Source organism: Mycobacteroides sp. H003 (assembly GCF_001440135.1).
In the GTDB taxonomy this organism is placed as follows: Bacteria; Actinomycetota; Actinomycetes; order Mycobacteriales; family Mycobacteriaceae; genus Mycobacterium; species Mycobacterium gwanakae.
In genome coordinates this window covers 366,237-385,605 of sequence record NZ_LJYL01000034.1, presented here as the reverse complement: position 1 = coordinate 385,605, position 19,369 = coordinate 366,237, and the positions used below count along the sequence as shown (strand labels likewise).

General features: G+C 63.1%; 21 protein-coding genes and 1 pseudogene. 13 read left to right on the top strand and 9 right to left on the bottom strand.

All coding sequences use genetic code 11. The features are described 5' to 3' along the window. Positions 1-18 precede the first annotated feature (18 nt). Positions 19-337: pseudogene (locus AOT87_RS29625) on the bottom strand (hypothetical protein). A 136-nt stretch (positions 338-473) separates the two neighbouring features. On the opposite strand from AOT87_RS29625, the gene AOT87_RS21995 reads away from it, so the two are divergent. Then, positions 474-1,877, top strand: coding sequence for an amino acid permease (locus AOT87_RS21995; protein WP_046254691.1), 1,404 nt, complete (start codon positions 474-476; stop codon positions 1,875-1,877). Here AOT87_RS21995 and AOT87_RS21990 read toward each other — a convergent pair. The 4 genes from AOT87_RS21990 to AOT87_RS21975 form a co-directional block, all read right to left on the bottom strand. Beyond that, positions 1,874-2,164: a DUF1905 domain-containing protein gene (locus tag AOT87_RS21990; RefSeq protein ID WP_057967441.1), complete on the bottom strand. Its 291-nt coding sequence runs from the start codon at positions 2,162-2,164 to the stop codon at positions 1,874-1,876. The genes AOT87_RS21995 and AOT87_RS21990 overlap by 4 nt on opposite strands. 5 nt (positions 2,165-2,169) lie before the next feature. After that, the gene (locus tag AOT87_RS21985; RefSeq protein ID WP_030096653.1) at positions 2,170-2,655 is read right to left on the bottom strand and encodes an SRPBCC domain-containing protein; all 486 of its coding nucleotides are present in this window, start codon (positions 2,653-2,655) and stop codon (positions 2,170-2,172) included. A 3-nt stretch (positions 2,656-2,658) separates the two neighbouring features. Further along, positions 2,659-3,015: a metalloregulator ArsR/SmtB family transcription factor gene (locus AOT87_RS21980; RefSeq protein ID WP_057967442.1), complete on the bottom strand. Its 357-nt coding sequence runs from the start codon at positions 3,013-3,015 to the stop codon at positions 2,659-2,661. A 65-nt stretch (positions 3,016-3,080) separates the two neighbouring features. Then, positions 3,081-3,785, bottom strand: coding sequence for a hypothetical protein (locus AOT87_RS21975; protein WP_057967443.1), 705 nt, complete (start codon positions 3,783-3,785; stop codon positions 3,081-3,083). A gap of 86 nt (positions 3,786-3,871) precedes the next feature. Between AOT87_RS21975 and AOT87_RS21970 the strand changes: the two genes are divergently transcribed. From AOT87_RS21970 to AOT87_RS21945, 6 genes are all read left to right on the top strand, one after another. After that, positions 3,872-5,506 carry an acyl-CoA dehydrogenase family protein gene (locus AOT87_RS21970; protein ID WP_057967444.1) on the top strand — a complete coding sequence of 545 codons (1,635 nt, stop codon included), beginning with the start codon at positions 3,872-3,874 and terminating at the stop codon, positions 5,504-5,506. Positions 5,507-5,527: 21 nt separating this feature from the next. Continuing rightward, entirely contained in the window at positions 5,528-6,415 is an 888-nt protein-coding gene (locus AOT87_RS21965; RefSeq protein WP_057967514.1) for a crotonase/enoyl-CoA hydratase family protein, read from the top strand. A 2-nt stretch (positions 6,416-6,417) separates the two neighbouring features. Further along, a complete protein-coding gene (locus AOT87_RS21960; RefSeq protein WP_057967445.1) occupies positions 6,418-7,161 on the top strand; it encodes a PaaX family transcriptional regulator C-terminal domain-containing protein in 744 nt (247 codons plus the stop codon). After that, a complete protein-coding gene (locus tag AOT87_RS21955; RefSeq protein WP_057967446.1) occupies positions 7,158-7,925 on the top strand; it encodes a crotonase/enoyl-CoA hydratase family protein in 768 nt (255 codons plus the stop codon). Before AOT87_RS21960 ends, AOT87_RS21955 begins: the two co-directional genes overlap by 4 nt. 74 nt (positions 7,926-7,999) lie before the next feature. Next, positions 8,000-8,560: a DUF3558 family protein gene (locus tag AOT87_RS21950; RefSeq protein ID WP_046254683.1), complete on the top strand. Its 561-nt coding sequence runs from the start codon at positions 8,000-8,002 to the stop codon at positions 8,558-8,560. Beyond that, the gene (locus AOT87_RS21945) at positions 8,557-9,099 is read left to right on the top strand and encodes a DUF3558 domain-containing protein (protein ID WP_057967447.1); all 543 of its coding nucleotides are present in this window, start codon (positions 8,557-8,559) and stop codon (positions 9,097-9,099) included. Before AOT87_RS21950 ends, AOT87_RS21945 begins: the two co-directional genes overlap by 4 nt. A gap of 7 nt (positions 9,100-9,106) precedes the next feature. Here AOT87_RS21945 and AOT87_RS21940 read toward each other — a convergent pair whose 3' ends face one another. Together AOT87_RS21940 and AOT87_RS21935 are read right to left on the bottom strand one after the other, a co-directional pair. After that, complete coding sequence (locus AOT87_RS21940) at positions 9,107-9,547, bottom strand: DUF3060 domain-containing protein (RefSeq protein ID WP_057967448.1); 441 nt, start codon at positions 9,545-9,547, stop codon at positions 9,107-9,109. A gap of 38 nt (positions 9,548-9,585) precedes the next feature. Beyond that, positions 9,586-9,999, bottom strand: coding sequence for a DUF3060 domain-containing protein (locus AOT87_RS21935; RefSeq protein WP_057967515.1), 414 nt, complete (start codon positions 9,997-9,999; stop codon positions 9,586-9,588). A gap of 177 nt (positions 10,000-10,176) precedes the next feature. Here AOT87_RS21935 and AOT87_RS21930 point away from each other — a divergent pair, with 177 nt between their 5' ends. The 5 genes from AOT87_RS21930 to tuf all read left to right on the top strand — a co-directional run bounded on the left by AOT87_RS21930 (position 10,177) and on the right by tuf (position 15,399). Next, entirely contained in the window at positions 10,177-10,785 is a 609-nt protein-coding gene (locus AOT87_RS21930) for a TetR/AcrR family transcriptional regulator (RefSeq protein ID WP_057967449.1), read from the top strand. A gap of 323 nt (positions 10,786-11,108) precedes the next feature. Continuing rightward, positions 11,109-11,483: a 30S ribosomal protein S12 gene (gene rpsL / locus AOT87_RS21925; protein WP_003929602.1), complete on the top strand. Its 375-nt coding sequence runs from the start codon at positions 11,109-11,111 to the stop codon at positions 11,481-11,483. After that, entirely contained in the window at positions 11,483-11,953 is a 471-nt protein-coding gene (gene rpsG / locus AOT87_RS21920) for a 30S ribosomal protein S7 (protein ID WP_030096665.1), read from the top strand. Before rpsL ends, rpsG begins: the two co-directional genes overlap by 1 nt. Positions 11,954-12,031: 78 nt before the next feature. Then, positions 12,032-14,137, top strand: a complete 2,106-nt coding sequence (fusA, locus tag AOT87_RS21915; RefSeq protein WP_030096666.1) for an elongation factor G — start codon at positions 12,032-12,034, stop codon at positions 14,135-14,137. Between the two features lie 68 nt (positions 14,138-14,205). Next, complete coding sequence (gene tuf, locus AOT87_RS21910; RefSeq protein ID WP_030096667.1) at positions 14,206-15,399, top strand: elongation factor Tu; 1,194 nt, start codon at positions 14,206-14,208, stop codon at positions 15,397-15,399. A 131-nt stretch (positions 15,400-15,530) separates the two neighbouring features. On the opposite strand, the gene AOT87_RS21905 is transcribed toward tuf, so the two are convergent. Both AOT87_RS21905 and AOT87_RS21900 read right to left on the bottom strand, forming a co-directional pair. After that, positions 15,531-16,880 carry an oxygenase MpaB family protein gene (locus AOT87_RS21905; RefSeq protein WP_057967450.1) on the bottom strand — a complete coding sequence of 450 codons (1,350 nt, stop codon included), beginning with the start codon at positions 16,878-16,880 and terminating at the stop codon, positions 15,531-15,533. 96 nt (positions 16,881-16,976) lie between these two features. Further along, positions 16,977-18,335: an oxygenase MpaB family protein gene (locus AOT87_RS21900; RefSeq protein ID WP_057967451.1), complete on the bottom strand. Its 1,359-nt coding sequence runs from the start codon at positions 18,333-18,335 to the stop codon at positions 16,977-16,979. Between the two features lie 113 nt (positions 18,336-18,448). Between AOT87_RS21900 and AOT87_RS21895 the strand changes: the two genes are divergently transcribed. Next, complete coding sequence (locus AOT87_RS21895) at positions 18,449-19,249, top strand: SHOCT domain-containing protein (protein ID WP_070940610.1); 801 nt, start codon at positions 18,449-18,451, stop codon at positions 19,247-19,249. Positions 19,250-19,369: the final 120 nt, after the last annotated feature.

Genomic DNA, 19,369 nt, shown 5'->3' with positions numbered 1-19,369 from the left:
AGGAGAAAGGCCCCCGGGTTACGCCCCGGGGGCCTTTCCCTTTCGCCTCGCGGCGATCCACGTGCGCCGCAAGGCACCCCCGGCCACGGCGACGAGAACCACGGGTGCGATGAGCCATTCGAGGAACGCGTCGATCGCGATGATCGGCCCGGCTGCCGGGCACTGATGGCGGAGCTCCGTTGTAGAAGAAGCCCTGCACCGCGGTGAGTGCCGCCAGGCTTATCCAAAAGAACGCCCAGGACCGACTGACCGCGAGCCCCGGGCCGTTCGAATTGAACGGAAGTACCGCGGCGAATATCGGCAATGCCACGCGTCCAATGAACTGTGGGTTGAGCATGCCAGAAGCCTATGTACGTAAGAGAAGTCGGCTCAGCGCGTAAATACCTAGCCAGGCCACGCAATTCCACCCGAGTTGTGGACGGTGTGTCCGGGTTTCCCGTGCAATAAGTGTCTGCTCACGCAATGATGTTCCGATGACCGTTGCCAATTCCGAATCCGAGACGCCCGACGCCGGTTACTCACGTGGCCTATCCGCACGCACGGTGCAGATGATCGCAATCGGCGGTGCGATCGGCACCGGCCTGTTCTATGGCGCCGGCGGTGCCATAGAGAAGGCCGGTCCGGCGCTCATCCTGGCGTACCTGGTGGCAGGTCTGGCCATCTTCGTGATCATGCGGGCACTCGGTGAACTGCTGGTCTATCGGCCGGTGTCGGGCAGCATCTCCGAGTACGCCGAAGAATTCATGGGGCGTTTCGCCGGATTCGCCAACGGTTGGACGTACTGGGCGGTGTGGGCCACCACCTGTATGGCGGAGATTACCGTCGCCGGGGTCTACATCCAGCGGTGGTGGCCCGGCATTCCGCAGTGGGTCACCGCCCTGGCTGTTCTGCTGATCCTGTTCGCGGCCAACCTGATATCGGTGAAGATCTTCGGCGAGGCCGAGTTCTGGTTCTCGATGATCAAGGTGACGGCGATCGTCGGCATGATCATCATCGGTATCGGTGTGCTGCTTCCCATTGCGGGCCTCGGGCCGGAGTCGGGCCCCACCGTCGCCAATCTGTGGAACGACGGCGGGTTCTTCCCGACCGGATTCAGCCAGGCGCTGCTGAGCTTGCAGATCGTTGTGTTCGCCTATGTCGGTGTTGAGCTCGTGGGTGTGACGGCGGGGGAGGCCGAGAACCCGAAAGTCACCCTGCGCAAGGCGATTAACACCCTGCCGTTCCGCATCGGGCTCTTCTACGTGGGTGCGCTGATCGTCATCCTGTCGATTCAGGGCTGGCGGAACTACCACAAGGGCGAGAGCCCCTTCGTCGCGGTGTTCGAGTACCTGAACATTCCGCAGGCGGCGAACATCGTGAACTTCATCTTGCTGACGGCCGCCCTGTCCTCGTGCAACTCGGGCATCTACTCCACGGGCCGGATGGTGCGCAGCCTGGCGCAACGTGGCGATGCCCCAGTGGGTCTGCAGTCGCTGAGCTCACGGCACGTCCCGATGTTGGCCATCTGCTTTTCCGCGCTGGCCATGGGCATTGGCGTATTCGTGAACTGGCTGTCACCGGACAAGGCGTTCGCCTACATCACGTCGGTATCGACCATCGGCATCATTTTCGTGTGGGGCTCGATCCTGGTGTCCCACTTGATTTACCGGAAGCGGGTCGCGGCCGGCGAGCTGCCTGCTTCGGATTACCGGCTGCCGGGGGCGCCGGTGACGAACATCTTGGCGCTGGCCTTCCTTGCGCTGGTCGTGGTGCTGCTGTTCTTCACGGAGGATGGCCGTACCGCGATCCTGGTGGGCCTGGTGTGGTTCGCGATCGTGGTGCTCGGGTACTTCGTGCACCACGGTGAGCCGGCCCAGCGTGAGAAACAAGACGCCTAAGCGCGGTCGGTATCGAGTCTGACCTCGACGCGCACTGTGTCCCCGGGCCCCTTGCCCAGCTGTTTCTGAATGTCCTTGCGGACCCCGAGTAGGTGCCTGCCGCCATATGGTGCCAGCGATCCCGTGTAGGTCACCGAGGCGTCGAACACGGCGTGCACCGGCACCCTGGCCTTGACTCCGAAGGTGTCGACAGCGGAGAACGGGAACACGACGTAGGCGCCGGGGCCCTCGGGCTGCTCGATCGTCGCCTCGAAGGTGATGGTGCCGGGGTCGCGGTAGTGCACCATGGCGCTTACGAACCGATGAGGTCGTCGATCTGGTTGATCGCCGACGACGCACCTTCGATGACGCCCATGTCCAGTACCTGTTGCAGTGCCTCGGCAGTCTCAAACGTGCTGACGTAGGTCGCCAGGGTGCGGCCGTCCTTTTCGGCGAAGGTGTAGAGGTTCGTCGAGACCGGCATGTTGTCAACCGGATTCAGATCTTCGTCGGAGAAGCCATCCCTGAACGCGAAGCTGTTCGGTTCATCGATGGTCGTGAGCTCCCACCAGCCCGCATACCGTGCGCCATCCGGTCCGGTCATGTAGTAATTTACCCGGCCGCCGGGCGTGAAGTCATGGTCGACGAACGTGGCCGGATAGCTTGGTGGACCCCATACCTTTTCGAGTTGACGCGGGTCGGCATAGATCTGCCAGATCCGGCTGATCGGCGCTTCGAACTCCGCGTCGATGGTGATGGTCAGGGTATCGATATCGTGAGTGACGTTGGTGACGGGCATGATTCAGTCCTTACCTGGTGTCTCGAGCGTCGATGTTGGGTATGCAATGAGTTCGTCGATGCGGGCGATCCTGCCGCGCCAGAACTGCTCAAGCTCGGTGAGCATGGTGCCGACCGAGCGAACCGCTTCCACATCGCCGCTGGCCAGCTGTTCGCGGCCGTTGCGCCTTTTTGTCAGCAGCCCGGACTTCTCCAGCACGGCGACGTGCTTTTGCACTGCGGCGAAACTCATGTCGTAGTTCGCCGCAAGCGTAGAGACCGAGTGCTCGCCGGCCAACACTCGCCGCAGGATGTCGCGTCGGGTGCGGTCGGAGAGTGCATGGAACATGGCGTCAGCCCTGTCCTCATCCGAGTCGGTCACGCTTCCAATCTACAACCAGTTGGTTGTATGTCAAGAGTGTGATGTCGGCGGAGGCGCGACAGGTGTCACGAGAACGGTTGAATTACGTCGTATCGACTGGTGGCCACGGTGTCGATGTTGGTATGGGCTCCAAAGGCTTTGACGCTCTCGAGCATGGCCATCGCGCGTTGGCTCAGCTGCTGTTGATCCGCGGCGCCGTACCAGGCCAGTGGGTCGGTGAGGGCCGCCGCGGGGAACTGCTCGAAGACGATGGCTGAGATCGCGGGTGCGTCGGCGGTGACGGCGCGTACGACCAGGTTCTGTTCATAGCCGATGGTCGACTGCAGCTCGAGTGCGTTGCGGGTATGCACGCCCTGCCACTGTTGACGCCAGGTGTCGAAGGGCATGTCGGCGGGCCTGCGCAGCAATGCGATGTTGGTGAAACCCGTTGAGCGCGATCCCGGTTCGGGCTCGGGGGCTGGCAGCGGCACCGACTCCGTCACCAGATATCCGTGTGTATTGGCCGATGCTGCGGCGAGGATTGCCTCGATCTCGCGTATCGCCGGACCATATGACTGCTGAACCCACACGCTGACGGCGGCGGCGAAGGGCGGGTCCAGGGTTACCAGACGCAGGCTCGCGGCACGCACTGCGGCGTCATGTGCGCATATGGTCAGGCCATGCGGGCCCGTGGCCCGGATCTTGTCCACAACGTTCGTGCGTAGCTGCTCAGACCACTCATCGGTGGCGGCGTCGGGCGGTTGGCGCAGCACGAAGACAACCTTCTCCACGCTTTTCTTTCTAGCGCACGAGAGGCGCACGGAATGGCATGTGAACAGATCTTGTGCGGTTGTCGTAGAAATGTAACACTGGACGCATGGCCGATACGCATGTCGTCACCAATCAGGTCCCCGCCCTGCGCGACTACAACGCCGCGACCAGTCCCGTGCTGATGGAAGCCCTCATTCGCGAAGGTGGTCAGTGGGGTGTCGACGAGGTTGTCGAGGTCGGTGCGCTCAACGGCACCGACCGCATGCAGCGCGCCGGCGAGTTGGCGAACCGGAACCGTCCGGTGCTGCACACCCACGACCGTTGGGGTCATCGCGTCGATGACATCGAGTTCGACCCGGCCTATCACGAGCTCATGCGGGAAGCAGTCGCTCACGGACTACATGGGGCACCGTGGGCAGACGACCGGCCGGGCGCTCACGTCGTGCGTGCCGCGAAGACCGGCGTATGGACTGCCGATCCAGGCCACATGTGTCCCATCTCGATGACCTACGCAGTGATACCGGCTCTGCGTGCCAATCCCGAGCTGGCGGCCATCTACGAGCCGTTGCTGTCCAGTCGTGTCTACGACCCGGTGCTTTCGGTACCCGCCACCAAGGCAGGGCTGACCGCGGGTATGTCCATGACCGAGAAGCAGGGCGGCTCGGATGTGCGCGCAGGCACCACCACGGCCACGCAGAACGCCGACGGCAGCTATACGTTGGTGGGGCACAAGTGGTTCACCTCGGCGCCGATGTGCGATGTGTTCCTGGTGCTCGCCCAGGCGCCCGGCGGCCTCTCATGTTTCTTCCTCCCGCGGATACTGCCGGACGGCACCCGTAACCGGATGCGGTTGCAGCGCTTGAAGGACAAGCTCGGCAACCATTCCAACGCATCTTCGGAGGTCGAGTACGACGACGCCACGGCATGGCTCGTCGGTGAGGAAGGCAAGGGCGTCAAGACCATCATCGAGATGGTGAACATGACGCGGCTGGACTGCACCCTGGGATCGGCCACCAGCATGCGCACCGGTGTGGCGCTGGCCATGCACCATGCTCAGCATCGCAAGGCCTTTGGTGAGTACCTCATCGACCAGCCACTCATGCGCAACGTGCTCGCGGACCTCGCCATCGAAGCGGAGGCCGCCACCATGGTCGCGATGCGGATGGCGGGTGCCACGGACCGCGCCACGCGCGGCGACGAGACCGAGTCCCTGTTACGTCGTATCGGCTTGGCCGCCAGCAAGTATTGGGTGTGTAAGCGGGCGACCCCACATGCCGGTGAGGCGATGGAATGTCTGGGTGGCAATGGGTATGTCGAGGATTCAGGATTGCCGCGTCTTTATCGTGAAGCACCGCTGATGGGAATCTGGGAAGGCTCGGGGAACGTCAGCGCCCTGGACACGTTGCGCGCCATGGCCACCAAGCCCGAGTGCATCGAGGTGCTGTTCAAGGAGCTTGCGCTCGCCCAGGGCCAGGACGAACGGCTGGACCGCCATATCAACGGATTGCATTCGCAGCTCGGTGATCTGGATTCGGTTACCTACCGTGCCCGCAAGGTCGCCGAGGACATCTGCCTCGCGCTGCAGGGGGCGCTGCTGGTCCGTCATGGTCATCCGGCGGTCGCACAGGCATTCCTGGCGACCCGGCTTGCTGGTGACTGGGGTGGTGCGTTCGGCACTCTCCCCACCGGACTGGACCTTTCGCCCATCCTGGAGCGGGCGACCGTCAAGTCGGGTAGCTAGCCGGTGGACACACTCAAGACGATGACCTACGAGGTCGCCGACCGCGTCGCGCGCATTACCTTCAACCGGCCCGAACAGGGCAACGCCATCATCGCCGAGACCCCACTGGAACTGGCGGCACTGGTGGAGCGTGCCGACCTGGATCCGCAGGTTCACGTCATCCTGGTGTCGGGCAGGGGAGACGGATTCTGCGGTGGCTTCGACCTCAGTGCCTATGCTGAGGCGAACGATGAAGGCACGGCGCAGTATTCAGGCACCGCACTAGATGGTGAGGTGCAGCTGCGCAACCACCTGCCGAACATCAACTGGGACCCCATGCTCGACTACCAGATGATGAGCCGGTTCACCCGGGGCTTCTCCTCGCTGTTGTACGCCAACAAGCCGACCGTGGTGAAGGTGCACGGGTATTGCGTGGCCGGTGGTACCGACATCGCCTTGCATGCCGACCAGTTGATCGTCGCTGCCGATGCCAAGATCGGGTACCCGCCCACCCGGGTATGGGGTGTACCGGCCACCGGGCTGTGGGCGCACAAGCTCGGCGATCAGCGGGCGAAACGTCTTATGCTGACCGGAGATTGTCTATCGGGTAAGCAGGCATACGAGTGGGGTTTGGCGGTCGAAGCGCCGGAGCCCGATGATCTGGACGAGCGCACCGAGCGATTGGTGGCGCGGATCGCCGCGATGCCGTTGAACCAGTTGATAATGGTCAAGCTCGCATGCAACTCGGTGCTCATCAACCAGGGCATTGCCAATAGCGCCATGGTGGGCACCGTCTTCGACGGCATATCCCGGCACACCGCGGAGGCCCACGCGTTCACGTTCGATGCCATGACGAACGGTTACCGGCAAGCGGTCCGGCATCGTGATGAGCCCTTCGGTGATTACGGCCGCAGGCCCACCGATCTGTAGCGATGACTAACCCGGTCGAGCATCACCCGATGACCGCGCGTTCGGTCATCCTGAGCCTGCTGCTGGGCGCACACCCCGCGGAGCTGTCTGTGCGCGAAATACGTTCACTGACAACCTTGTTCGGAATCAGTGATACCACTGTAAGGGTGGCGCTGACCCGGATGGTCGCTGCGGGAGATCTTGCGCGAACCGAATCGGGATATCGGCTCGCCGAGCGTCTGCAGGCCCGTCAGCTGCGGCAGGACGAGGCCTGCGATCCACACCGGCGCTCCTGGAACGGAGACTGGACGCAGCTGGTGATCACCAGCGTGGGGCGTGATGCGCGTGACCGCAATGACCTGCGAACCACGTTGCGGCAAACCCGTTTCGGAGAACTGCGCGAGGGAGTGTGGCTGCGTCCGGATAATCTGGACATCGAGCTGCCACCGTCGGTGACCGACCACGTCTGGGTGTTGCAGACCCGGACCGCGACCCCCGAAGCATTGTCCGCTCAGCTGTGGGATCTGCCCGGGTGGTCGCTCTATGCGACGTCCCTGTTGCGGTGGTGGGATCGGGCCGAGGCAATTCCTGCGCGATTTGTGCTGGCTGCGGCGATGGTGCGGCACCTGCTCGCCGACCCGGTGCTGCCGGATGAGTTGTTGCCGACGGACTGGCCGGCCGACGAAATACGTTCCCGTTACCGGGAGTTCAAGGATGAACTGGTGGCACTGCGCGACAATGCTGAGATGGAGGAGGCCTCCCTGTGAGTGAGAATGCTGTTCGCGTAGAGAAGGCAGGACCGGTGACCACGGTCATTCTCAACCGCCCTCACGCTCGTAATGCCGTTGACGGCCCGACCGCCGCGGCGCTGCTCGCGGCGTTCGCCGAGTTCGACGCCGACCAGGAGGCGTCCGTGGCGGTGCTCTGGGGTGATGGCGGAACATTCTGTGCCGGAGCAGATCTCAAGGCTATGGGCACCGACCGTGGAAATGAACTGCACCCGCAGGGCCCCGGTCCGATGGGCCCGTCACGGCTGCGGCTGTCCAAGCCGGTGATCGCTGCGATATCGGGCCATGCCGTCGCCGGTGGTATCGAGCTCGCGTTGTGGTGTGACCTTCGGGTGGTCGAGGAGGACGCCGTCCTGGGGGTGTTCTGCAGGCGCTGGGGCGTGCCGCTCATCGATGGCGGGACGATCAGATTGCCGCGGTTGATCGGGCACTCGCGTGCCATGGACCTCATCCTCACCGGGCGTCCCGTCGCCGCACCAGAGGCGCTGGACATCGGCCTGGCCAATCGCGTGGTACCTCGTGGGCAGGCCCGCGCTGCCGCCGAGGCGTTGGCGGCGGAGATCGCGGCATTCCCCCAGCAATGTGTGCGAGCAGACCGCGATTCGGCGATCGCGCAGTGGGGGATGGCCGAGGACGCGGCATTGGATAACGAGTTCGGCAGCATCGAGCGGGTGGCGGCCGAGGCGCTGGAGGGAGCCGGCCGGTTTGCCGCGGGTGCCGGCCGCCATGGAGCCGGGGTCTGAGCTGTCTGAGCCCGGGGCAGTAGTAGCGCCGACACACTCAGACTTCAGGGAGACCCACGGGATACGGACGTACTGTGGACACCGTGAGTGTGCGGATGGTTCCGGTATCGGCCCTGGTTGTTGCCGCCGTGGTGCTGGCTGGCTGCTCGCCGCGGTCCTCCGGGGGTGACGACGACGGCGGATCTCCCGATGTGCAGGTGACCACGGTTCCCGAGGTGAACAACGGGCCCGGTAAGGGTTTCAAACTCGGCGACTGCGGTGGCATGACCGATGCGGAAGTCACTGCAGCGGTGGGTAATCCAGCACTCAAGCGCGATGTGGACAGCCTGCTTGGCTGCCGGTGGTCCACCGGCCCCGGAACCGGAGATACGTCTTTGTCGCTGTACTGGTATCGGGGCAGCTCGGCACAGAAGGAGGCGTCCGTCGCGCGAAACCTCGGACACACGGTGGAATCGGTGACCACAAAGTCCTATCCCGGTTACCGCGTGAGCAATGTCGGGTTGTGTGAGCTGTCCGCGGGATCCGGGCCCGATTTCCTGCATTGGTCCCTGCAATCGGGAGACGTCAAAAACGACCCGTGCAAGGCCGTCGAGACCCTGATGGACTCACTGCTCAGCAAGGTAGGCAAGCAATGAAACGGATTGTCGGCGCGCTTGCCGCAGCGGCGCTGCTCCTCGTCAGCCCCACCGGGTGTGCGCGCACCGTCGACGGTTCCGCCGTCGCTCCGGGAGAGTCACTGAACTCCAACGAGCGAGGCGAGAACGACAAGCTGGACCCCTACGGATTCGCCAACGGCCAGTGTGGTCCGCTCGATGAGAAGACGATCGTGGAGACCGTCAAGGCTGCCCAGGTCTACCAGAATTTCTTTGGGGCACTGTGCTATTGGGTCGCAGCCGATGATGCGGGAAATCTCATCGACCTCTTGTACGCCTACTACGAGGGCGGTGACGTCGACCGCGATCGCACGTCGGCCGACGGGATGGGACAGAAGACCGCCGACATTACGATCAACGGCCGCAAGGGGTTCACCAGCACTGGCCCCGGCGGGGGCTGCGGGGTGACGGTTCCGGCCGGTACCGGTTCGTTGACCTGGTGGGTTCAGTACCGCAAGGGCGGCGATAGTTGCGCTGCTGCTCGCCAACTGGTCGAACACATCGTGCAGACGGTGTTGTGAGCGGTGGCTAGGAAGCCTTCTGAATGGTGTTGTTGCTTCCGTAGTTGTTGACCTTGGGTTCGCCCGTCTTGTAGGTCAGCTTGTTCCCGTAGCCGGTCACCGTCACTTCGGTTTTCAGCTCGTCGAACGTGACGGTGTTCGAGAAACCCGAGACGGTGACCTTGTCACAGGTGCCGGTGATGGTGAGGGTGTTGTTCGCGCCCGTGATGTTCAGGCGCTTGCCCTCGTCGCACGCGGCGGTCGTGGTTTGGCCGAAGTACCCGATCACCGTCTCATCCCCGATATCGACCTTGGCAGAGTTCGGTGTGGAGGGGCTGGACGAGGCCGAGGTGGACGGCGGAGTCCAGGTGCCGGGCGTCGGATTGCTCGAACCCGGTTTGATGGCACCGCAGCCCGTCAGTCCGAGGGCGACGAGGGCCAGGGCCAGGACCACATGATGGCGGGACATGACATCGATTATCCGGAGTTTTGGATGACGGCAGGGGGTTAGCCGGGAATGCGGTCGATGAAATTCATCATGCCCAGCTCGCGCCCGCGATCGATGACTGCCGGTTCACCGGACTTGTAGAGGACCTTCTGGTTGAAGCCGTAGACAGTGATGTCGTTGACCACGTTGTCGGCGATGATCGTGTTGGAGGACCCCTGCACTGAGATGGCGTAGCAGCTGCCGAGAGCGGTGATGACGTTCTGCGACCCGTTCACAAAGACGGTCGAATCGCTGCAATCGATAGTGGTCACGAGCCCGTACTGGGTGATGTGGGTGTCGCCGTTCTTCACCAGGCGAATGTTGTCTGCGAGGTCCGAACGGCCCGCCGACGAACTCGCCAACGCGGCGATGCCGGCGGTCGCCAGGACGGCGACCAGCGCTCGCTGCCCCACGGAAACTAGAACGTGTGTCATTTCAGCGTCCAGGTCACCCGATGAGAATAAGGCACCGGGCGCCACGACAGACTCGATGGGCTGACAAACACAAAGGTGACGATGGGGGAGATAGGGTCATAGCAGGCCATCTGCTCCACAAGGCCGCACCAAAGAGCACTGCACTAGAACGACTCACCCCCAGAAGGTGGACCACACGTGACGACCGAGCCCGCAACCGCGCACCGCAGGAACTCTGCGCGGGCAACACGGCTCAACCGCGACACGGTCATCAACGCCGCCTTGTCCTTCCTGGATCGGGCCGGCTGGGATGCGCTGACGATCAACGCGTTGGCCGTCGAGCTCGGCACGAAGGGTCCCTCGCTCTATAACCATGTGGACAGCCTTGATGATCTGCGCCACGAGGTGCGTGACCGGGTATTGGCCGAGATCGTGGGCATGCTGCACACCGTGAGCTCGGGGCGCACCAGCGAGGACGCGATCCTGGCGATGGCCGGCGCGTACCGCAGTTACGCACACCACCACCCCGGTAGATATGCCGCACTGACCAGGATGCCGTTCCTGGACGCCGTGAACCGTCCGACCATCGACGCACGCGAGCTGGCCAAGCCCGCGACCGAGGCCATCGGCGTCTACGGGCTCAATGAGGACACCGCCTTCCATGCGGGCGTCGAGCTGTGGGCCGCGATGCACGGCTTCGTCATGTTGGAGATGACGGGCTTCATGGCGGGCATCGAGATGGATCCCGATGTCGCGTTTACGGAGATGGTGCACCGCTTCGCGTCGGGTCTTGCCGAGCGCAAGTAGGCAAGTTGCCCGCGCATCGGTGAGTTGTCGATGACCTGCGCTTTGTCGCTGGTAGGCGAGTTTGTCTCACCGTGATCAGCCCTGGTATGGTAGGGCGCTGTGCCTGGCCGATGGCCACCACTGGGTTACCCAGCGGGGGTCAGATAGGGCGCCAGGTCAATTCGCATGCCCAGAGGGTGAAGGAGTTTTTCTTCGCGGCCGCGGTGCGTGCGACACGCCCGGCCTCGGGATACCGATACGGGCGAAAACCGCAGGACAACAGGGCCTTCATATGGGCTCGCAGTGCTAGAGCCCAGTAGTAGCTAGAGACAGAAAGCCGGTACATGCCAACCATCAACCAGCTGGTCCGTAAGGGTCGCCGGGACAAGATCGCCAAGGTGAAGACCGCGGCCCTTAAGGGCAGCCCGCAGCGCCGTGGCGTGTGCACCCGCGTCTACACCACCACCCCGAAGAAGCCGAACTCGGCGCTGCGGAAGGTGGCCCGTGTGCGGCTGACCAGCGCGGTGGAGGTCACCGCTTACATCCCGGGTGAGGGCCACAACCTGCAGGAGCACTCGATGGTGCTCGTGCGCGGTGGTCGTGTGAAGGACCTCCCCGGTGTGCGCTACAAGATCATCCGCGGCTCGCTGGACACCCAGGGAGTCAAGAACCGCAAGCAGGCTCGCAGCCGCTACGGCGCCAAGAAGGAGAAGAGCTAATGCCGCGTAAGGGACCCGCGCCGTCGCGCCCCCTGGTCAACGACCCGGTTTACAGTTCGCAGCTGGTTACCCAGCTCGTCAACAAGGTGCTGCTCGATGGCAAGAAGTCCATCGCCGAGCGCATCGTTTACGGCGCCCTGGAGCAGGCCCGGGACAAGACCGGCACCGATCCGGTCGTCACCCTCAAGCGCGCCATGGACAACGTGAAGCCCGCCCTCGAGGTGCGCAGCCGTCGCGTCGGTGGTGCCACCTACCAGGTGCCGGTCGAGGTGCGTCCTGATCGCTCCACCACCCTGGCCCTGCGCTGGCTGGTGAGCTTCTCGCGCGCTCGTCGTGAGAAGACCATGGTCGAGCGGCTTGCCAACGAGATCCTGGACGCCAGCAATGGCCTGGGCGCATCGGTGAAGCGCCGCGAGGATGTCCACAAGATGGCCGAGGCCAACCGGGCGTTCGCGCACTACCGCTGGTGATCTGACGGGCCTCACTTCACGGCGAGGCCCGCCCAGTTCGTCCATCCCCAAATTCGAAGCGAAAGAGCGGAAACTTCTGTGGCACAGGAAGTGCTGACCGACCTGAACAAGGTCCGCAACTTCGGCATCATGGCCCACATCGATGCCGGCAAGACCACCACGACCGAACGCATCCTCTTCTACACCGGTATCACGTACAAGATCGGTGAGGTCCACGACGGCGCAGCCACCATGGACTGGATGGAGCAGGAGCAGGAGCGCGGCATCACCATCACGTCGGCCGCGACGACCGCTTACTGGAAAGAAAACCAGCTCAACATCATCGACACCCCTGGGCACGTCGACTTCACCGTTGAGGTGGAGCGCAACCTGCGTGTCCTCGACGGTGCCGTCGCGGTTTTCGATGGCAAAGAGGGCGTGGAGCCGCAGTCCGAGCAGGTGTGGCGTCAGGCCGACCGCTACGACGTTCCGCGTATCTGTTTCGTCAACAAGATGGACAAGCTGGGCGCCGACTTCTACTTCACGGTGAAGACCATCGAGGATCGCCTCGGTGCGCGCGCGCTGCCCATCCAGCTGCCGATCGGTGCCGAGAACGACTTCGAAGGCATCATCGACCTGGTCGAGATGAACGCCAAGGTGTGGCGTGGCGAGACCAAGATGGGCGAGAGCTACGAGACCGTAGAGATCCCCGCCGAGCTCAAGGACAAGGCCGACGAGTACCGCGCAGCGCTGCTCGAGGCCGTTGCCGAGACCGATGAAGAGCTGCTGGAGAAGTACCTGGGCGGCGAAGAGCTGACCATCGACGAGATCAAGGCTGCGATCCGCAAGCTGACCATCACGTCCGAGGCCTACCCGGTGCTGTGCGGTAGCGCGTTCAAGAACAAGGGCGTACAGCCCATGCTCGACGCGGTCATCGATTACCTGCCGTCGCCGCTGGACGTCGGTGCCACCACCGGTCATGTCCCGGGCAAGGAGGAAGAGCTCATCACGCGTGAGCCCAACACCTCCGAGCCGTTCAGTGCGCTGGCGTTCAAGGTGGCCACCCACCCGTTCTTCGGCAAGCTGATCTACATCCGTGTGTACTCGGGCAAGGTCGACTCCGGTGCTCAGGTGGTCAACTCCACCAAGGGCAAGAAGGAGCGTCTGGGCAAGCTGTTCCAGATGCACTCCAACAAGGAGAACCCGGTCGAGTCCGCCGCCGCGGGCCACATCTACGCGGTCATCGGTCTCAAGGACACCACCACCGGTGACACCCTGTGCGATCCGAACAACCAGATCGTGCTGGAGTCGATGACCTTCCCGGATCCGGTTATCCAGGTGGCCATCGAGCCGAAGACCAAGAGCGACCAGGAGAAGCTGGGCACCGCGATCCAGAAGCTGGCCGAAGAGGATCCGACCTTCAAGGTCAAGCTGGACCAGGAGACCGGTCAGACGATCATCGGTGGCATGGGCGAGCTCCACTTGGACATCCTGGTGGACCGCATGCGCCGCGAGTTCAAGGTCGAGGCCAACGTCGGTAAGCCGCAGGTGGCCTACCGCGAGACGATCCGCAAGACGGTCGAGAACGTCGAATTCACCCACAAGAAGCAGACGGGTGGATCGGGCCAGTTCGCGAAGGTGATCATCAGCCTCGAGCCGCTGGTGGATGCCGAGGACGGCGCCACCTACGAGTTCTCGAACAAGGTCACCGGTGGACGCGTTCCGCGCGAGTACATCCCGTCGGTGGATGCCGGTGCGCAGGACGCCATGCAATACGGCATCCTGGCCGGCTACCCGCTGGTGAACATCAAGGTCACCCTGCTCGACGGTGCGTACCACGACGTTGACTCGTCGGAAATGGCGTTCAAGATCGCCGGTTCGCAGGCTCTGAAGAAGGCCGCCCAGTCGGCCCAGCCGGTCATCCTCGAGCCGATCATGGCTGTCGAGGTCACCACCCCCGAGGACTACATGGGTGATGTGATCGGCGACCTGAACTCCCGCCGTGGCCAGATCCAGGCTATGGAGGAGCGCAGCGGTGCTCGTGTCGTCAAGGCACAGGTTCCGCTGTCGGAGATGTTCGGCTACGTCGGCGACCTTCGGTCGAAGACCCAGGGCCGGGCTAACTACTCCATGGTGTTTGACTCGTACGCCGAAGTTCCGGCGAACGTGTCGAAGGAGATCATCGCGAAGGCAACGGGCGAATAGTCCGCCGGAGCACCGCGCCCCTGGCGCAACACTGTAAGTAACAACAACAAGAGTCCAGGAGGACACAAGTGGCGAAGGCGAAGTTCGAGCGGACGAAGCCGCACGTCAACATCGGGACCATCGGTCACGTTGACCACGGCAAGACCACTCTCACTGCAGCTATCACCAAGGTGCTGCATGACAAGTACCCCGATTTGAACGAGGCGTCGGCCTTCGACCAGATCGACAACGCTCCCGAAGAGAAGGCTCGTGGTATCACGATCAACATCTCGCACGTGGAGTACCAGACCGAGAAGCGTCACTACGCACACGTTGACGCCCCCGGTCACGCTGACTACATCAAGAACATGATCACCGGTGCCGCCCAGATGGACGGCGCGATCCTGGTGGTCGCCGCGACGGACGGCCCCATGCCGCAGACTCGCGAGCACGTGCTGCTCGCTCGTCAGGTCGGTGTGCCCTACATCCTGGTCGCGCTGAACAAGTCCGACATGGTGGACGACGAGGAGCTCCTCGAGCTCGTCGAGATGGAAGTTCGTGAGCTGCTGAGCAGCCAGGACTTCGACGGCGACAACGCTCCCGTGGTGCGTGTCTCGGCGCTGAAGGCGCTCGAGGGCGACGCCGAGTGGGGCAAGACCGTTGCCGATCTGATGGACGCGGTTGACGAGTCGATCCCGGACCCGGTTCGCGAGACCGACAAGCCGTTCCTGATGCCCGTCGAGGACGTGTTCACCATCACCGGTCGTGGCACCGTGGTGACCGGTCGTGTCGAGCGTGGCGTGATCAACGTGAACGAGGACGTCGAGATCGTCGGCATCAAGGACACCACCACCAAGACGACCGTCACCGGTGTTGAGATGTTCCGCAAGCTGCTCGATCAGGGCCAGGCTGGCGACAACGTCGGTCTGCTGGTCCGTGGTGTGAAGCGTGAGGACGTCGAGCGTGGCCAGGTTGTGGTCAAGCCCGGCACCACCACCCCGCACACCGAGTTCGAGGGCAGCGTCTACATCCTGTCCAAGGACGAGGGCGGCCGCCACACGCCGTTCTTCAACAACTACCGTCCGCAGTTCTACTTCCGTACCACTGACGTGACCGGTGTTGTGACGCTGCCCGAGGGCACTGAGATGGTTATGCCCGGTGACAACACCGACATCTCCGTCAAGCTGATCCAGCCGGTGGCCATGGACGAGGGTCTGCGTTTCGCCATCCGTGAGGGCGGTCGTACCGTCGGCGCGGGTCGCGTTACCAAGATCCTCAAGTGATCTAAAGACGCCAAGAAAACGGCGCTCACCCTTCGGGGTGGGCGCCGTTTTCGTATTCTGTTCGGCGAGTGGGAATCTGGCGAGGGATTTGGCCTGATTTACCTCGTGAGATTCCCGCTCGGCAGAATTAGTCAGCGGGCGAAGGCGTGCCCGGACGTGTTGTTGTCGTGCATCGTGTACGTCGAGGCGACCTTGGCGCGTTTCTCGATCAGCTCCGAGAAAAGGTTGTTCACCGCACTGGGATTGGGATTGAACGCGTCCAACTGCCTGCGCATCAGGCCGATTCCGGGCAGCCGATCGAAAACCGCGGATGCGTTGGCATTGACCGCGGCCGCCGTGCTGAACAGCCAGCCCGACAGGCGATGGTTGATCCCTTCGAAGGTTGTGCCCTGGAAGAATTCGTCCATGGCCGCCGGTCCCATCAGCATGCTGCCGGGGCCCGCGAGCACTTCAGCGAAGATGCGCCGGACGGGTCCGGTCCGCGCTCCGGATATGCCGGTGGCCAGCGCCTCGATCAGCTCGACGCGCCAACGCGAGGCATCTCCGGAACGGGCCAGCAGGTAATCCAGATTGCGCATGGCGTCGATGCCGGTGCGTGGCAGCAGGTCTTCGGTGACGCCGAACATCAGCGCCCATCGCAGCAGGTAATGCCATACGTCATCGATTTCCCTTAGCGTGCAAGATCTTCCGAGTCGGTAGTCGACAAGGAGCGCGCCGAGCATCGCCTCGATGAATCCGCACATGGACGCGTTGGAGATGGGAGCGCCGTATTCGGCGAAGTTGTCCTCGCCCCAGGCGCTGCGCAGGCCCCGCCGCGCCAGTGCGTGCACCAGACGAACGCGCATCGTCAGCTTGATCTGTTCGGAGCCGGGTGCCAACCCGTCACGGTCGAAGATCATGGAGAAGAACCGATTCGTCTCTGCCAGCCGTTGGGCGCTCTGATAACGGAACCGGCCGGTGGCACCGGTGGCTGCGGACACATCGGAGTTCATGACGGTGTCGAATACCGCGAAGGTCGCCATGACCGCGGTGGTTGCGGTGGTCACCTGGCGCGCCCGCAGCCGGCCCCGTTCCGCCTTGGCCGGATCCCACCATGGCGGCACGCGGTAGGCATCCGCGAACAGTGCGCGCAGCGCCTCGGGAGGATCATCCAGGCTGTCGACGCCATGCTCGACGGCCTGTTCGAACAGTGCCCGGGCCTGAGCGGACCCGAGCTCGTGAAACAGCTCGGCGACAGCGTCCATCGGCTCGTCGCCCTGCCACATGTGATCGTCGAACAGGCGGGTCGCCGGGGTGGGGGTCACCTCGTCCTCGACGTCGAACCAGGGATCGAACAAATAGTGTCGGCAGTGGCGCCAGATCCACCCGAATTCGTTCTTGCCCTCGGGAATTGGGCGTAGATCCATGCCCGGCCGGAAGTAGTAGTCGAACGGGTGCGGATCGCCAGACAGTGGTTTGTCGACCACGGTGAGTTCGGGCATCCGGGCACCTCCTGGTTGTTGACGTCGACGTCATTGACAACGTGCATTGTCAATATTAGGCCGCGCGGGGAGAGCTCACAAGAGCGGACATCGCGGCTAGCTGGCGAAGGCGTGCCCGGAGGTGTTGGTGTCGTGCATCGTGTAGGTGGAGCTGACCTTGTGGAGCTTCTCGAGTACGTCGAAGACCGGGTTGACGAGAAGGCTGGGGTTCGGTATCAGCCTTCCGTACGTGACACGGCGGACCCAGTTGATTCCTGGTACCCGATCGCGGATGGCGGCGGTATGTCCGCCGGCTGTCGCGACGGCTTTGACGATCGTGCCCGGGAGTCGATGGGGTATCCGTTCGAACTGGGTGTCGCGTAGGAATTCGTCCATCGCTTGCGATCCCATGAGAACCGAACCGGGACCGCCGATGACGGTCGAATACAGCAGGTCGCCTATTCGGTTCTGGAACCCGCCGGTAGTCAGCGAGGACAGGACTTCCACAAGTTCCACTCGCCATTTCGATGCTTCGCCGGATCGTGCCAGCAGGTAGTCGAGGTTGTGCATCGCCTCGATGCCAGACTTGGGGCACAACGTCTCTGTCACGCCGAATAACAACGCCCATCGAGACATGTAGTGCCACACATCATCGATCTCCTTGAGTGTGCACGGTCGGCCGAATCGTTGGTCGAGCACCAATCCACCCAGCGCCCCGGCCTCGATGAATCCGCACATTGACGAGTTGGGAATCGGCGCACCAAATCTCGCATAGTTATCTGGACCCCATGCGGATCGAAGGCCCTTGCGGGCCAACGAATGTACAAGCCGCACGCGTAGGGTCAGCTTCATCTGTGGTGACCCGGGCCGCATGGCATCCCGATCGAACAGGGTGGCGAAGAACCTGCCGGTCTCGATCTGTCGTTGCGGACCCTGGTCGCGGAATCTTCCGGTGGCGCCTGTCGATGTCGAAACATCGGAGTTCATGACGGTGTCGAATACACCGAATGTGGCCATGATGAGGAAGGTGGGGACGGTGGTCCGATACAGCCGTTGTCGTCCACGTTCCGCCTTGTCGGGGTCCCACCATTCGGGCACTCGGTATGCGTCCTCCAGAAGGGCGCGCAGTTCGTCCGGCGGGTCGTCCAGGGAATCAATGCCATCGGTGATGGCCTGCTCGAACAGGGGGCGTGCGCGTGCCGAGCCCATCCGTTCGAACATGGCCACCACGGCATCCATCAGCTCGTCGCCTTGCCACATGTGATCGTCGAACAGGCGGGTCAGTGGCGTGGGGGTGACGTCGTCTTCGACGTCGAACCAGTTGTCGAACAGCACGTGTCGGCAGTGACGCCAGATCCAGCCGAACTCGTTCTTGCCCTCGGGAATTGGGCGTAGATCCATGCCCGGCCGGTGGTAGTAGTCGTACGGATGGGGATCGCGGGCCGACGGGCTGTCGACGGCGGTGAGCTTGGGCATGGTGAATGCCTCCTATCCAGCAATGTCGGCATCGTTGACAACATGTATTGCCAATATTAGGGGCTGGCTGGATCCCGCACAAGATGCCGCGCAGGTGGAGGATGATGAGCGCCATGAACGTGGTCGGACGCTTTCTGAAAATCCTGGCCTTCTCGTTGATCTGCGGGATCGTCGGGCCGATATTCATCGTGATGTATTACGTGATCGACCAACCCGCGACGAGTTGGATGCTGTACAGCGGCGTCGGTATCACCATTGGGATCGTGGTGTTGGCGTTCGTGCTGACGCTGGTCTTCACTCGAGCCGATGAGGCGCGTAAGCTATTGGAGGCCAACGGAATTCTCGCGCTTGCCGACGTAATTGCGGCCAATGAGACCGGCATGAGGGTCAACGATCAGCCGGTCATCAAGCTGACGCTTCAGGTGCACGGGGACGGGATCACCCCGTTCCGCGCCGAGACGAGGACCCGGGTGTCGGTGCTGCAGGTACCTGCCCTCTCGCGCGGCAAGCTCGTTGTGCTCGTCGCGCCCGGCACCGAGCAGTTTCAGATCGATTGGCAGCGCACCGCGTTACTCAGCGGTCAGGTACCGGCCAAGTTCACCAGCTCGTCGCAGGGCCGCGAGTATGACCTGACCGGCCAGGCCGGCCCACTCTTCGAGATCATGAAGGTTCTCAAGGCCAACGGCATTGGCACCGATGGAGTGGTGGACATCCGTTCTAATCCGGTTGTCCGCCAACAGATTGACGCCATTCTGCGCAAGACGGAGGGAGCTGAGCGGGCCTCGTCGGCCGACCCTGGCCCCGGTGGCTCCGTATCCGACCGGCTTGCCGAGCTCGATCGGTTGAAGCTGGCATCACTGGTGTCCGAAGCGGAATACAACACCAAACGTGCGGAGATCCTCGGCGATCTCTAGGCCGATGGCGCGGCCCAGGGGATGATGGCGCGCACCTCGATCGCCTTGCGGTGGTTCACGCTTCCTGATGACAGTGTTCATTTGTCCGCTGAGCGGTCCTGAATCTGGAACACGTTCTAG

Bases quoted from the DNA above. Each gene is read 5' to 3' on its own strand.
- AOT87_RS21995 (WP_046254691.1), top strand. From the start codon at position 474: ATGACCGTTGCCAATTCCGAATCCGAGACGCCCGACGCCGGTTACTCA.
- AOT87_RS21990 (WP_057967441.1), bottom strand. From the start codon at position 2,164: ATGGTGCACTACCGCGACCCCGGCACCATCACCTTCGAGGCGACGATC.
- AOT87_RS21985 (WP_030096653.1), bottom strand. From the start codon at position 2,655: ATGCCCGTCACCAACGTCACTCACGATATCGATACCCTGACCATCACC.
- AOT87_RS21970 (WP_057967444.1), top strand. From the start codon at position 3,872: ATGGCCGATACGCATGTCGTCACCAATCAGGTCCCCGCCCTGCGCGAC.
- AOT87_RS21965 (WP_057967514.1), top strand. From the start codon at position 5,528: ATGACCTACGAGGTCGCCGACCGCGTCGCGCGCATTACCTTCAACCGG.
- AOT87_RS21960 (WP_057967445.1), top strand. From the start codon at position 6,418: ATGACTAACCCGGTCGAGCATCACCCGATGACCGCGCGTTCGGTCATC.
- AOT87_RS21945 (WP_057967447.1), top strand. From the start codon at position 8,557: ATGAAACGGATTGTCGGCGCGCTTGCCGCAGCGGCGCTGCTCCTCGTC.
- AOT87_RS21940 (WP_057967448.1), bottom strand. From the start codon at position 9,547: ATGTCCCGCCATCATGTGGTCCTGGCCCTGGCCCTCGTCGCCCTCGGA.
- AOT87_RS21935 (WP_057967515.1), bottom strand. From the start codon at position 9,999: ATGACACACGTTCTAGTTTCCGTGGGGCAGCGAGCGCTGGTCGCCGTC.
- rpsL (WP_003929602.1), top strand. From the start codon at position 11,109: ATGCCAACCATCAACCAGCTGGTCCGTAAGGGTCGCCGGGACAAGATC.
- rpsG (WP_030096665.1), top strand. From the start codon at position 11,483: ATGCCGCGTAAGGGACCCGCGCCGTCGCGCCCCCTGGTCAACGACCCG.
- AOT87_RS21905 (WP_057967450.1), bottom strand. From the start codon at position 16,880: ATGCCCGAACTCACCGTGGTCGACAAACCACTGTCTGGCGATCCGCAC.
- AOT87_RS21900 (WP_057967451.1), bottom strand. From the start codon at position 18,335: ATGCCCAAGCTCACCGCCGTCGACAGCCCGTCGGCCCGCGATCCCCAT.
- AOT87_RS21895 (WP_070940610.1), top strand. From the start codon at position 18,449: ATGAACGTGGTCGGACGCTTTCTGAAAATCCTGGCCTTCTCGTTGATC.